The 13,039-nt window shown below is 72.2% G+C and carries 10 protein-coding genes and 1 pseudogene; 10 read left to right on the forward strand and 1 reads right to left on the reverse strand.

Features of this window, described 5'->3' with window-relative positions; translation table 11 throughout:
* Window positions 1-213: 213 nt before the first annotated feature.
* The 5 genes from ruvB to AC2W7G_RS02920 all read left to right on the forward strand — a co-directional run bounded on the left by ruvB (window position 214) and on the right by AC2W7G_RS02920 (window position 5,080).
* Entirely contained in the window at window positions 214-1,236 is a 1,023-nt protein-coding gene (gene ruvB, locus AC2W7G_RS02900) for a Holliday junction branch migration DNA helicase RuvB (RefSeq protein ID WP_485867124.1), read from the forward strand.
* Between the two features lie 80 nt (window positions 1,237-1,316).
* Window positions 1,317-1,619: a preprotein translocase subunit YajC gene (gene yajC, locus AC2W7G_RS02905; protein ID WP_485867115.1), complete on the forward strand. Its 303-nt coding sequence runs from the start codon at window positions 1,317-1,319 to the stop codon at window positions 1,617-1,619.
* A 24-nt stretch (window positions 1,620-1,643) separates the two neighbouring features.
* Window positions 1,644-2,081 (forward strand): hypothetical protein, encoded by a 438-nt coding sequence (locus AC2W7G_RS02910; RefSeq protein ID WP_485867116.1) that lies wholly within the window; start codon window positions 1,644-1,646, stop codon window positions 2,079-2,081.
* Between the two features lie 2 nt (window positions 2,082-2,083).
* Window positions 2,084-2,623, forward strand: a complete 540-nt coding sequence (locus tag AC2W7G_RS02915) for an adenine phosphoribosyltransferase (protein WP_485867117.1) — start codon at window positions 2,084-2,086, stop codon at window positions 2,621-2,623.
* Between the two features lie 150 nt (window positions 2,624-2,773).
* Window positions 2,774-5,080, forward strand: coding sequence for a RelA/SpoT family protein (locus AC2W7G_RS02920; protein ID WP_485867118.1), 2,307 nt, complete (start codon window positions 2,774-2,776; stop codon window positions 5,078-5,080).
* A gap of 110 nt (window positions 5,081-5,190) precedes the next feature.
* Here AC2W7G_RS02920 and AC2W7G_RS02925 read toward each other — a convergent pair whose 3' ends face one another.
* Window positions 5,191-6,453 carry a DUF349 domain-containing protein gene (locus AC2W7G_RS02925; RefSeq protein WP_485867119.1) on the reverse strand — a complete coding sequence of 421 codons (1,263 nt, stop codon included), beginning with the start codon at window positions 6,451-6,453 and terminating at the stop codon, window positions 5,191-5,193.
* A gap of 63 nt (window positions 6,454-6,516) precedes the next feature.
* Here AC2W7G_RS02925 and AC2W7G_RS02930 point away from each other — a divergent pair, with 63 nt between their 5' ends.
* From AC2W7G_RS02930 to AC2W7G_RS02950, 5 genes and pseudogenes are all read left to right on the forward strand, one after another.
* Entirely contained in the window at window positions 6,517-7,209 is a 693-nt protein-coding gene (locus AC2W7G_RS02930; protein WP_485867120.1) for an MBL fold metallo-hydrolase, read from the forward strand.
* Window positions 7,209-8,551 (forward strand): annotated as a pseudogene (gene hisS, locus AC2W7G_RS02935) (histidine--tRNA ligase). Before AC2W7G_RS02930 ends, hisS begins: the two are co-directional and overlap by 1 nt.
* Entirely contained in the window at window positions 8,548-10,317 is a 1,770-nt protein-coding gene (gene aspS, locus AC2W7G_RS02940) for an aspartate--tRNA ligase (protein WP_485867121.1), read from the forward strand. The pseudogene hisS and the gene aspS overlap by 4 nt, the downstream one beginning before the upstream one ends.
* Window positions 10,318-10,339: 22 nt before the next feature.
* Entirely contained in the window at window positions 10,340-11,710 is a 1,371-nt protein-coding gene (locus AC2W7G_RS02945; RefSeq protein ID WP_485867122.1) for a replication-associated recombination protein A, read from the forward strand.
* Window positions 11,711-11,805: 95 nt separating this feature from the next.
* Window positions 11,806-12,915 (forward strand): LGFP repeat-containing protein, encoded by a 1,110-nt coding sequence (locus tag AC2W7G_RS02950; protein WP_485867123.1) that lies wholly within the window; start codon window positions 11,806-11,808, stop codon window positions 12,913-12,915.
* The last annotated feature ends 124 nt before the right edge of the window (window positions 12,916-13,039 follow it).

The following is a 13,039-nucleotide window of genomic DNA, read 5'->3' on the forward strand; positions in this document are numbered from 1 at the left end:
CGGTGGCCCAGCAGCTGCGCCGGCGCACCCTGGCGCGAGCAGGTGCAGGAGGCGCTGCTGGGCCTCGGCTGGTCGGCCAAGGACGCCGACAAGGCGGTCGAGAAGGTCGCCGCCGAGCTCCGAGCCCGGCGCCGACGAGTCCGTGTCCACCCTGCTGCGCCAGGCCCTGCGCAGCCTGTCGAAGGCCTGAGCGTGCACGACGACCACGACGCCATGACCGCCGAGGCGACCAGCGAGGAGCGCGCCTTCGAGGCCGCGCTGCGTCCGCGCAGCCTCGAGGAGCTCGTCGGCCAGGACCGCGTCCGCGAGCAGCTCTCGCTCGTCCTGGACGCCGCCGTCGCCCGCGGCCGCACGCCCGACCACGTCCTGCTCTCGGGCCCGCCCGGGCTCGGCAAGACGACGCTGTCGATGATCATCGCCCAGCGGCTCGGGGCCCCGCTGCGCATCACCAGCGGTCCGGCCATCCAGCACGCCGGCGACCTCGCCGCGATCCTGTCGGGCGTCAACGAGGGCGACGTCGTCTTCATCGACGAGATCCACCGCATGTCGCGGCCCGCCGAGGAGCTGCTCTACATGGCGATGGAGGACTTCCGGGTCGACGTCGTCGTCGGCAAGGGTCCGGGCGCGACCGCCATCCCGCTCGAGATCCCGCCGTTCACCGTCGTCGGCGCCACCACGCGGGCCGGCCTGCTGCCCGGGCCGCTGCGCGACCGCTTCGGCTTCACCGCCAACCTCGACTACTACGGCGTCGACGAGCTGCACCAGATCGTCGACCGCTCGGCCCGGCTGCTCGACCTGGCCATCACGCCCGAGGGCGGCCGCGAGATCGCGTCGCGCTCGCGCGGCACGCCGCGCATCGCCAACCGACTGCTGCGGCGCGTGCGCGACTACGCCGAGGTGCGCGGCAAGGGCGTCGTCGACGTCAAGGCGGCCCGGGACGCGCTGGAGCTCTACGAGGTCGACGCGCTCGGCCTCGACCGGCTCGACCGCGGCGTGCTGACCGCGCTGTGCGGCAGCTTCGGCGGCGGCCCGGTCGGCGTCTCGACCCTGGCGGTGGCCGTGGGGGAGGAGCGCGAGACGGTCGAGGAGATCGCCGAGCCCTTCCTCGTGCGGCTGGGCTTCCTGGCCCCGCACCCGGCGCGACGCGTCGCGACCCCGGCCGCCTGGCAGCACCTGGGCCTGCAGCCGCCGCGCGGCACCGAGCAGCTGAGCCTGGGCGACGTCCTCGAGGACTGACGCTTCGGCGGCCGCGGCCGGCCGGTATCGTGAGCGGCAGCCGGCCGCACGGTCCGGCGTCCCCGCGTCCTGGAGTTGCTGTGGAGTTCCTGCCCCTCGTCCTGCTCGTCCTCGTGTTCTGGCTGCTCGTGCTGCGCCCGTCGCGCAAGCGCCAGCAGGAGGCCCAGCGCACCCAGGCCGCCCTCGTCCCGGGCACGCGCATCATGCTGACCAGCGGACTCTTCGGCACGGTCGTCAGCATCGAGGACGCCAGCCTGCAGCTGGAGCTGGCACCCGGTACGGTCGTCGAGGTCCACCGTCAGGCCGTCGCGCGCGTCCTCACCGACGAGCCGGCTGCCGACGAGACCGTCGTGGACCGCCCGACCACCGACGACGAGCGCTGAGCGTCGGCCGACCCGAGGATCCCCATGAAGACCCTGAAGACCGCCGCCGCCGTCCTGGTCGCGTCCGCCCTGCTGTCCGCCTGCGGCGGCAGCAGCACCGGTGCGTACTGCGACCGCCTCGAGAAGGCCGAGGACGACTTCGGCTCGCTGAGCAGCGGCGAGAGCCTGTCCGAGGCGTTCGACACCTTCCGCGACCTGCGCGACGAGGCGCCCGACGACGTCAAGGACGACTGGTCCACGCTGGTGAAGGCCACCGAGTCGTTCGAGAAGGCGCTCGACGACGCCGGCGTCGACGCCGACAAGGTCGACGAGATCGACCCGTCGAAGCTCTCGGCCGAGCAGGCCCAGAAGATCACCGAGGCGTCGAAGAACCTCAACGCCGACAAGTTCTCCAAGGCGAGCGACAACATCTCCGAGCACGCCAAGTCCGAGTGCGACATCGACCTGGGTGCGTCGAGCTGAGCGTGACCGACCTGCAAGCACTGCTGGACCGTCACGTCCGGCTCGTGGCCGACTGGCCCGAGCCGGGCGTGACGTTCCGTGACATCACCCCGCTCCTGGCCGACGCCGAGGCGTTCGCCCAGACCGTCGCCGCGCTGGCCGCCCGAGCCCTCGAGCTCGCCGGCGGCCAGGTGGACGTCGTGGTCGGCATGGAGGCCCGCGGGTTCATCCTCGGCGGCGTCCTGGCTCACGAGCTCGGCGCCGGCTTCGTCCCGGTCCGCAAGGCGGGCAAGCTGCCGTCCGCGACCTACGGGGTCGACTACGCGCTGGAGTACGGCACCGCCACGCTCGAGATGCACCAGGACGCGGTGAGGCCTGGCCAGCGGGTCGTGCTCGTCGACGACGTCCTGGCCACCGGCGGCACGATGGCCGCCGCCGACGACCTGGTGCGCCGTGGGGGCGGGCTGGTCGCCGGCCACCTCGTGCTCATCGAGCTGACCGCCCTGGGCGGACGTGCCGCGCTGCCCGCCGACGTCCCGTACGCCGCCCTGGCCACCTACTGAGGAGCACCCGTGCTGAGTCCCCGACAGGTCCGGATCGTCGCGCTGGTGCTCGTCGCCGCGCTCGTGCTGTCCGTGGCCGCGACCCTGTTCGGCACGTGGTGAGCACGGGCTCGGGCCTGCGCCCCTAGACTGGGTTCAGGAGGCACAGACGTGGCAGAGCGGGTGGAACCGAGCGTCAAGGCGACCGAGCAGTCGGCGCCCGCGTCCGCGCGCGTGCGCAACCGGCTGGCCCGCATCGGCTCGCGCTCGAGCTCGGCCAACCCGGTGCTCGACCCGCTGCTGCGCATCTACCGCGCCACCCACCCCAAGGGCGACGTCGCGTCCATCCAGAAGGCCTACGAGGTCGCGGAGCGGATGCACGAGGGGCAGACCCGCAAGAGCGGCGACCCCTACATCACCCACCCGCTCGCGGTGACGACCATCCTGGCCGAGCTGGGCATGACCGCCCCGACGCTGTGCGCCGCGCTGCTCCACGACACGGTCGAGGACACCCCGTACTCGCTGGACGACCTTCGCAAGGACTTCGGCGACGAGGTCGCGCACCTGGTCGACGGCGTCACCAAGCTCGACAAGGTCAAGTTCGGCGACACCGCCCAGGCCGAGACCATCCGCAAGATGGTCGTGGCGATGAGCAAGGACATCCGCGTCCTGGTCATCAAGCTGGCCGACCGGCTGCACAACATGCGCACGCTGCGCTACCTGCGACAGGACAAGCAGGAGCGCATCGCCCGCGAGACCATCGACATCTTCGCGCCGCTGGCCCACCGCCTCGGCATGAACACCATCAAGTGGGAGCTCGAGGACCTGTCGTTCTCGACCCTGCACCCCAAGGTCTACGACGAGATCGTGCGCCTCGTGGCCGACCGCGCGCCCTCGCGCGAGAAGTTCCTCGAGAAGGTCATCGCCGACGTCGAGAACGACCTGCGCCACGCCAAGATCAAGGCCAAGGTCACCGGCCGGCCCAAGCACTACTACTCGATCTACCAGAAGATGCTGGTACGCGGCCGCGAGTTCTCCGACATCTTCGACCTGGTCGGCGTGCGCATCCTGGTCGACGACGTGGCCGACTGCTACGGCGTCCTGGGCGTGCTGCACGCGCGCTGGAACCCGATCCCGGGCCGCTTCAAGGACTACATCAGCGTCCCGAAGTTCAACATGTACCAGTCGCTGCACACGACGGTGATCGGCCCGCAGGGCAAGTCGGTGGAGCTGCAGATCCGCACCTACTCCATGCACCGCCGCGCCGAGTACGGCGTCGCGGCGCACTGGAAGTACAAGGAGGACGCCGTCGCCGCGGCCAACGGCGGCAAGGCGACCCCGCCCTCGACCGACGACATGGTCTGGCTGCGCGAGCTGCTGGACTGGCAGTCCGAGACCGAGGACCCGGGCGACTTCCTGGACTCGCTGCGCTTCGAGATGCAGAAGGCCGGCGTGTACGTCTACACGCCGCGCGGCGACCTCATCCAGCTGCCGGCCGGTGCGACGCCGGTCGACTTCGCCTACGCCGTGCACACCGAGGTCGGGCACTCCACGGTCGGCGCCCGGGTGAACGGACGCCTGGTGTCGCTGGAGTCCAAGCTCGAGAGCGGCGACGTCGTCGAGATCTTCACCTCCAAGTCGCCCAACGCGGGCCCCTCGCGCGACTGGCTGGACTTCGCGGTCAGCCCGCGGGCCAAGAACAAGATCCGCCAGTGGTTCACCAAGGAGCGGCGCGAGGAGTCGATCGAGGCCGGCAAGGCGTCCATCGTCAAGCTCATGCGCAAGGAGGGCCTGCCGCTCCAGCGCCTGTTCAAGCACGACACGCTGGACGCCGTCGCCCGCGAGCTGAACCTCGCCGACGTCTCGGCCCTCTACGCCGCGGTCGGCGAGGGCAACGTCGGCGCCCAGAACGTCGTCGACCACGTCCTCGGGCTGCTCGGCGGACGCGAGGCGGCGGAGGAGGACCTGGCCGAGGCCACGCCCATGCCGCGGGCCGGCGACCGCCGCCACCGCGTCGACCGGCACGGCGACGCCGGCGTCGTGGTCTCCGACCTCGTCGGCGACGTCATGATCAAGCTGGCGCGCTGCTGCACCCCGGTGCCCGGCGACCAGATCGTCGGCTTCGTGACCCGCGGGTCGGGCGTCTCGGTGCACCGCGCGGACTGCGTGAACATCAAGAGCCTGGAGTCCCAGCCCGAGCGCATCGTGGGCGTCAGCTGGGCCCCCACCGCCACCAGCACGTTCCTGGTGTCGGTGCAGGTGGAGGCGCTGGACCGGCCGCGCCTGCTCAGCGACATCACCCGGATCATCTCCGACCAGCACGTCGACATCATGTCGGCCTCGATCACGACCGGACGCGACCGCGTCGCCCGGGCGAAGTTCACCTTCGAGATGGGCGACCCGAAGCACCTGGGCCACGTGCTGTCGGCCGTGCGCAACGTCGAGGGCGTCTTCGACGTCTACCGCCTCACCCAGTAGCCCCCGCCACGCTTGCCCTCCGGCGAGACGTGGACGCAGAACGACCACGATCGCATCGATCGTGGTCGTTCTGCGTCCACATCGCGGCGGCGCGGCCGCCGGGTGAGGGTTTAGGAGAAGTCGGCGGCCGCGCGGCGGGCCATGTCGAGGAACGACTGGCGCGAGGCCAGGTTCTGCTCGAGCTCGGTCGCCTTGCGGGTGTCGCCGGACGCCTTGGCCTGCTCCAGCTGGGCCTCGATGTCGGCGATGGCCTTCTCGAGCTTGCCGATCATGTCGTCGGCGCGGGCCGACTTCTCGGGGTCGGTGCGCTTCCACTGCTCGTCGCCCGCCGCCCGGACGGCCTGCTCCACCTTGCGGATGCGGCCTTCCAGCTCCTTGATGCGGCCGCGGGGGACCTTGCCGGCCGCCTCCCAACGGTCGGCGATGTCGTGCCAGGCCTTGCGCGCGGCGTCGGCGTCGGTGATCGGCAGCAGCGCCTCGGCCTCGGCCAGGATCTGCTCCTTGACCTCGGCGTTGACCGCGAACTCGGCGTCGAGCGCGGCGTTCGCCTCGTCGCGCGCCCCGAAGAAGGCGTCCTGCGCGGCCCGGAACCTGCGCCACAGCTTCTCGTCGACGTTGCGCGGCGCGGGGCCGGCGGCCTTCCACTGCTGCATCAGGTCGCGGTACTCGCCGGCGGTGCGGCCCCAGTCGGTCGAGGACGACAGCGCCTCGGCCTCGGCGACCAGGCGCTCCTTGATCTTCTGCGCGGCGTCGCGCTGCTGGGCCTGCTCGCCGAAGTGGGCCTTGCGGCGGCGGGTGTACGTGGTGCGCGCCGAGGAGAAGCGGTGCCACAGCTCGTCGTCGGTCTTCTTGTCGACGCGGGGGAGCGCCTTCCACTCCTCGAGCAGCTCGCGCATGCGGTCGGCACCGCGTCGCCACTCGTCGGAGCCGGCGATGCGCTCGGCCTCCTCGCTGATGCGGGTCTTCTCGGCCACCGCGTGCTGGGCCTTGGCGGCCTTCTGCGCGCGACGCTCCTCGCGCTGCTTCTCCAGGAGCGGGGCGAGCGCGTCCAGCCGGGTGCGCAGGCTCTCGACGTCGCCGATGACCTGGGCCTCGGCCACCTGGGCCCGGACCTTCTCGATCGCCTTGCCGGCGTCGTCGGGGGAGAGGGTGCCGCTGGCCAGCCGCTTCTCGAGCAGCTCGACCTCGATCTCCAGCCCGGCGAAGCGGCGCTCGTACATCGCCAGCCCCTCGGCGGCGTCGCCACCGAGCCACTGCCCGATGACCCGCTCGCCGTCGGCCGTCCTCAGGTAGACGGTGCCGTCCGCGTCGATGCGTCCCCAGGGCTCGGGGGCTGCCGTGGTGCCGGGCTCGTCGTTGGCCGCTGCGTTCATGGGCGACAGTCTAGGGTGCGAGGCATTCGCGGCGCGCCAGCACGCTCGCGTACGCTGTCCCGCGTGCTCGTCGCCTCCTTCCCTGCCGGTCCGCTGCAGGCGAACTGCTACCTCGTCGCCCGTGACCGCGGGGCCGGGTGCGTCGTCGTCGATCCCGGTCAGGACGCCCTCGACGGCGTCCGCGCCGCGGCCGCCGAGCACGACCTGACCCCGTCCGCGGTGCTCGTCACCCACGGCCACTTCGACCACCTGTGGGACGCCCACGCCGTCGCCGCCGAGTTCGGCTGCCCGGTCTGGATCCACCCCGCCGACCGGCACCTGCTCGCCGACCCGATGGCCGCCATCTCGAACGAGTCCGCCGCGATGCTGCGCGCCCAGCTCGGCCTGGACGGCGACGTGCGCCTGCCCGAGCCGGCCGACGTCCGCGACGCCGTCGACGGCGCCGTCGTCGAGGTCGACGGCCTGACGCTGACCGTCACGCACGTGCCCGGCCACACGCCCGGCACCGTCGTCTACACGACCGACTACCCCGACCGTGACGACGTCTCGGCGCTCATGTTCAGCGGTGACTTCCTGTTCGCCGGCTCCATCGGGCGCACCGACCTCACCGGCGGCGACCACGGCCGGATGCTGCAGAGCCTGACCGACGCGGTGCTGCCGCAGCGCGACGACGTCGTCGTGCTGCCCGGCCACGGGCCTCAGACGTCCGTCGGCCAGGAGCGCGCGACCAACCCCTTCCTGGCGGAGCTGCTCTGATGGCCAAGCCCACGCCGCTGAGCGGCTTCCCCGAGTACCTGCCGGCCGACCGGTTCCTGGAGCTGTCGGTCGTCGACCACCTGCGCCGCACGTTCGAGCTGCACGGCTTCGCCAACCTGGAGACGCGCGCCGTCGAGCCGATGGACCAGCTGCTGCGCAAGGGCGAGATCGACAAGGAGGTCTACGTCCTGCGCCGGCTGCACGCCGAGGAGGGCGAGGACGCCGGTCTCGGCCTGCACTTCGACCTGACCGTCCCGTTCGCGCGCTACGTGCTGGAGAACCAGGGCAAGCTGGAGTTCCCGTTCCGCCGCTACCAGATCCAGAAGGTCTGGCGCGGCGAGCGCCCGCAGCAGGGCCGCTACCGCGAGTTCACCCAGGCCGACATCGACATCGTCGGCCGCGACGTGCTGCCCTTCCACTTCGACGTCGAGGTCGCCCGGGTCATGGCCGAGGCGTTGTCCGGCCTGCCGGTGCCGCCCATGACGCTGCAGGTCAACAACCGCCGCCTGCTCGAGGGGTTCTACCTCGGCCTCGGCGTGACGGACCCCGCCGCCGTCATGCGCGTGGTCGACAAGCTCGACAAGCTGCCGCGCGAGTCGATCGTCGAGCTGCTGGAAGCCGAGGGGCTCAGCGCCGACCAGGCGCACAAGTGCCTGGAGCTGGCCGAGATCTGCACGACCGACACCTCGTTCGTCGAGCAGGTGCGGGCCCTGGGCGTCGAGCACGAGCTGCTCGAGCAGGGACTCGCCGAGCTGGCCCAGGTCGTCGAGGGCGCCGCCGGCGTGCCCGGCACCGTCACGGTCACCGCCGACCTGCGCATCGCCCGCGGCCTGGACTACTACACCGGCACCGTGTTCGAGACCCGCATGAGCGGCTACGAGCAGCTCGGGTCGATCTGCTCGGGCGGCCGCTACGACCAGCTCGCCAGCGACGGACGCAGCACGTACCCCGGCGTCGGCATCTCGTTGGGCGTCTCGCGCCTGCTCGGTCCGCTGGTCGCCGACGGCTACACCACCGACCGCTCGGTGCCCTCGACCGTCCTCGTGGCCCTGTTCGACGAGGAGCGCCGCGCCGAGAGCAGGGCGGTCGCGACGCCCTGCGCCAGCGCGGCATCGCCTGCGAGGTCGCCCCGAGCGCCGCCAAGTTCGGCAAGCAGATCCGCCACGCCGAGCGGCGCGGCATCCCGTACGTCTGGTTCCCGCCCGCCGAGGGCGGCGCCCACTCGGTCAAGGACATCCGCAGCGGCGAGCAGGTCGACGCCGACCCGCACGCGTGGACGCCCCCGGCCGAGGACCTCGCGCCCCGCATCGTCACCCCCCACTCGAAGGAGACCACCTCGTGATCCGCACCCACGCAGCCGGAAGCCTGACCGCCGCGAACGTCGGCGAGCAGGTCACGCTCGCCGGATGGGTCGCGCGTCGACGAGACCACGGCGGTGTGGCCTTCATCGACCTGCGCGACGCCAGCGGCGTGTCCCAGGTGGTCGTGCGCGAGGAGGTCGCCCACCAGCTGCGCGCCGAGTTCTGCCTCAAGATCACCGGCACCGTCGAGCGCCGCCCCGAGGGCAACGAGAACAGCGCCATCGCCACCGGCGAGATCGAGGTCATCGCCGACGACGTCGAGATCCTGTCGACGTCCGCGCCGCTGCCGTTCCCGATCGACGACGCCTCCAACGCCGGCGCCGTCGGCGAGGAGGCGCGCCTGAAGTACCGCTACCTCGACCTGCGCCGCAGCGGCCCGGCCGCGGCGATGCGCCTGCGCAGCAAGGTCAACGCCGCCGCCCGCGAGGTGCTCGGCCGCCACGACTTCGTCGAGGTCGAGACCCCGACGCTGACCCGCTCGACGCCCGAGGGCGCCCGCGACTTCGTCGTGCCGGCCCGCCTGCACCCGGGCAGCTGGTACGCCCTGCCGCAGAGCCCGCAGCTGTTCAAGCAGCTGCTCATGGTCGGCGGGCTGGAGCGCTACTACCAGATCGCGCGCTGCTACCGCGACGAGGACTTCCGCGCCGACCGGCAGCCGGAGTTCACCCAGCTCGACATCGAGATGAGCTTCGTCGACCAGGACGACGTCATGGCCCTGGCCGAGGAGATCTACGCCGAGATCTGGCGCCTCATCGACGTCGAGCTGCCGCGTCCCTTCCCGCGGATCACCTACGCGGACGCGATGAACAAGTACGGCTCGGACAAGCCCGACCTGCGCTTCGGCAACGAGCTGACCGACTGCACCGCGTACTTCGCCGACACCACCTTCCGCGTCTTCCAGGCGCCGTACGTCGGCGCGGTCGTCATGCCCGGCGGCGCCTCGCAGGCCCGCCGCCAGCTCGACGGCTGGCAGGAGTGGGCCAAGCAGCGCGGCGCGAAGGGCCTGGCCTACGTGCTCGTCCAGGAGGACGGCACCCTCGGCGGGCCGGTGGCCAAGAACCTCACCGACGCCGAGCGCGACGGACTGGCCGCCCACGTCGGTGCCCGGCCCGGCGACTGCGTCTTCTTCGCCGCCGGCGCCCCCAAGGCCAGCCGGCAGCTGCTCGGCGCCGCCCGCCTGGAGATCGGCCGCCGCTGCGAGCTCATCGACGAGTCGGCCTGGTCGTTCGCCTGGGTCGTGGACTGGCCGATGTTCGAGCCGGTCAACGAGCTCGAGTCCGGCGACGTCGCCGTGGGCGGCGGCGAGTGGACGGCCGTCCACCACGCCTTCACCGCGCCGCAGGACCCGGCGACGCTCGCCGACCCCGGCACGTCCCTCGCGCTGGCCTACGACCTGGTGTGCAACGGCAACGAGGTCGGCGGCGGCTCGATCCGCATCCACCGCCAGGACGTCCAGAAGCAGGTCTTCTCGATCATGGGCATCGACGAGGCCGAGGCCGAGGACAAGTTCGGCTTCCTGCTGGACGCGTTCCAGTTCGGCGCGCCCCCGCACGGCGGCATCGCCTTCGGCTGGGACCGGACGGTCGCGCTGCTCACCGGCGCCGACTCGATCCGCGAGGTCATCGCGTTCCCCAAGAGCGGCGGCGGCTTCGACCCGCTGACGTCCGCGCCGGCGCCGATCACCCCCGAGCAGCGCAAGGAGGCGGGCGTCGACGCCAAGCCCGAGCCGAAGGGCGAGCAGGCCTGAGCCCGCTGGGTAGGCTCGTCGGGTGACCGACGGCCTGTTCGACCTGCCCGACTCCCCGCCCGAGCTGCCCCGGCAGCCGGGCGGCGGCAGCCTGGCCGGCAACGAGCACGCCTCGGCACCGCTCGCGGTGCGGATGCGTCCGCGCTCGCTCGACGAGCTGGTCGGCCAGCAGCACCTGCTGGAGCCCGGCTCGCCGCTGCGCCAGGTCATCGACGGCGACAAGCCGCTGACGATCCTGCTGTGGGGCCCGCCGGGCACGGGCAAGACGACGCTGGCCTCGCTCATCAGCCGGCACACGAACCGACGCTTCGTCGAGGTCTCGGCGGTGTCGGCCGGCGTCAAGGAGGTCCGCGACGTCATCGCCGGCGCACGCCGCGCGCTGGCCGGCAGCGGCGTCGAGACCGTGCTGTTCGTCGACGAGGTGCACCGGTTCAGCAAGGCCCAGCAGGACGCGCTGCTGCCCGGCGTCGAGAACCGGTGGGTCTCGCTGGTGGCGGCCACGACCGAGAACCCGCACTTCAGCGTCATCTCGCCGCTGCTGAGCCGCTCGCTGCTGCTCACGCTGCAGAGCCTCACCGACGACGACATCGGCGTCCTGGTCGACCGGGCGGTCACCGACGAGCGCGGCCTGGCCGGCGCGGTGACGCTGAGCGACGAGGCCCGCGACCACCTGGTGCGGCTGGCCGGGGGAGACGGACGCCGCGCGCTGACCTACCTCGAGGCCGCCGCCGGCGCGGCGCAGGCGCGCGACCACGCGGAGGTCACCGTCGAGGACGCCGCGCTCGCGGTCGACAAGGCGGCCGTGCGCTACGACCGCCAGGGCGACCAGCACTACGACGTCACGAGCGCGTTCATCAAGTCCATCCGCGGCTCGGACGTCGACGCCGCCCTGCACTACCTGGCCCGGATGATCGAGGCGGGGGAGGACCCGCGGTTCATCGCGCGCCGCCTGATGATCCACGCGAGCGAGGACATCGGCATGGCCGACCCGACGGCGCTGCCGCTGGCCACCGCCACCGCGCAGGCCGTCGCGATGATCGGCTTCCCCGAGGCCCGCATCCCGCTGGCCCAGGCGGTCATCCACCTCGCCGCGGCGCCGAAGTCGAACTCGGTCATCCAGGCGATCGACGCCGCGATGGCCGACGTCCGGGCCGGCAAGGTCGGGCCCGTCCCGCCGGCACTGCGCGACGCGCACTACGCCGGTGCCAAGAAGCTCGGGCACGGTCACGACTACCGCTACCCGCACGCGGACCCGCGCGGCGTGGTCGAGCAGCAGTACGCGCCCGACGGCGTCGACGGCGTCGAGTACTACACGCCGGGACCGCACGGCTTCGAGGCGCGCGTGCGCGAGCGGCTCGAGCAGGTGCGCCGGATCCTGCGCGACCGACGCTGATTCTGCGTCCGGCGGGTACCACGGTTACGGTGTTCGCACCTGAAGAAGGGGGAAACCAGGTGCAGCCTCGTCGAATCGTCTCCGCACTCGCGTCCGTGGCCCTGTTGGCCGGGACGTTCGTGGCCGTCTCACAGACCAGCGCCAACGCGGCGTCCCGCAAGATCACCTTGTCCATGAACTCCGGCACGGAGACCCGGTTCGTCCGGGGCGAGAACGTCTGGCTGCGGGGCAAGGCCACCGCTGCCAGCGGCCGCGCCTACAAGCGCATGCTGGTCAAGGTCTACCGCTACAACTCGCGCAACAAGGCCGTCCAGATCGGCACGACCCGCACGTCCAGCAGCGGCGTCTACACCTTCTCGATGCGCCCGAGCAGCACGGCCAAGTACCGGGTGAAGATCGGCGACCTGCGCAGCCGGGTCATCCGCCTGACGCAGGTCCGCTCGCACTCGCTGTCCCAGCGGCAGGCGTCGCTGCGCTTCATCCTCGGGTCGCCCACCTCGGGCGTGTCCCAGAAGGGCAACGTCCGCTGGCGCATCTACCGCCAGGGCGTGCTCGTCCAGGCGGCGAACCGCACGTGGGTCGTCCGCGGTCGCGCGGCCACCGAGTACCGCCGCAAGGGCGGTCCCTTCGGCCGGTTCGGCTACCCGGCCGCCGACGCCCGCTGCGGCCTCGTCGAGGGTGCGTGCCTGCAGAAGTTCAAGGCCGGCGCGATCTACACCAACGGCAACGCCCGCGACAAGACGGTCGCCGTCGCCTCGGGCAACCGCGACCGGGCCGGCATCGCCGCGGTCGCCCTGTCGCAGCGCGGCTACAAGGAGCCCTCGTTCCGCAAGAGCAAGTTCAACCGTTGGATGGGCCGCACCGACAGCGGCGCCGCCTGGTGCGCGTTCTTCACCGCCTGGACGAGCTACGCCGCCGGCGAGGGTCAGGCGGTCGTGAAGCGCTCGTCGTTCCCGTCGACCTGGAAGGCCGAGCAGAAGCGCAAGCGGCTGCGCTCGTCCCCGGCGGTCGGTCGCGTGGCGTACATCGCCGTGGGTGGCGGCACCCCGCACCACGCCGGCATCGTCATCAGGTACGACAGCAAGTACGTGTGGCTGATGGAGGGCAACGTCGACTCGGCCGGACGCAGCTCGCACCCGCGCGGCGTGTTCTACATCAAGCGCGTCCGGGCCAACGTCAAGGCGTACGCGGACCCGAAGTTCTGAGCCGACCCGGCGGCGCGGCGGCCCCGGGCCGGGCCCGGGTACCTCGTGCCCCATGCCCCGAGCTCCTCCTGGGTGTGCGCCGGCCTGCTCGCGGTCCGTGGGCGGTCGTCGCCGTCGGTCGTGT

Source organism: Aeromicrobium sp. PFPM2_SD2 (assembly GCF_057364525.1).

What these genes read in the sequence shown, in the direction of transcription:
- ruvB (WP_485867124.1), top strand. Translation starts at nt 214, where the DNA reads ATGACCGCCGAGGCGACCAGCGAGGAGCGCGCCTTCGAGGCCGCGCTG.
- AC2W7G_RS02910 (WP_485867116.1), top strand. Translation starts at nt 1,644, where the DNA reads ATGAAGACCCTGAAGACCGCCGCCGCCGTCCTGGTCGCGTCCGCCCTG.
- AC2W7G_RS02925 (WP_485867119.1), bottom strand. Translation starts at nt 6,453, where the DNA reads ATGAACGCAGCGGCCAACGACGAGCCCGGCACCACGGCAGCCCCCGAG.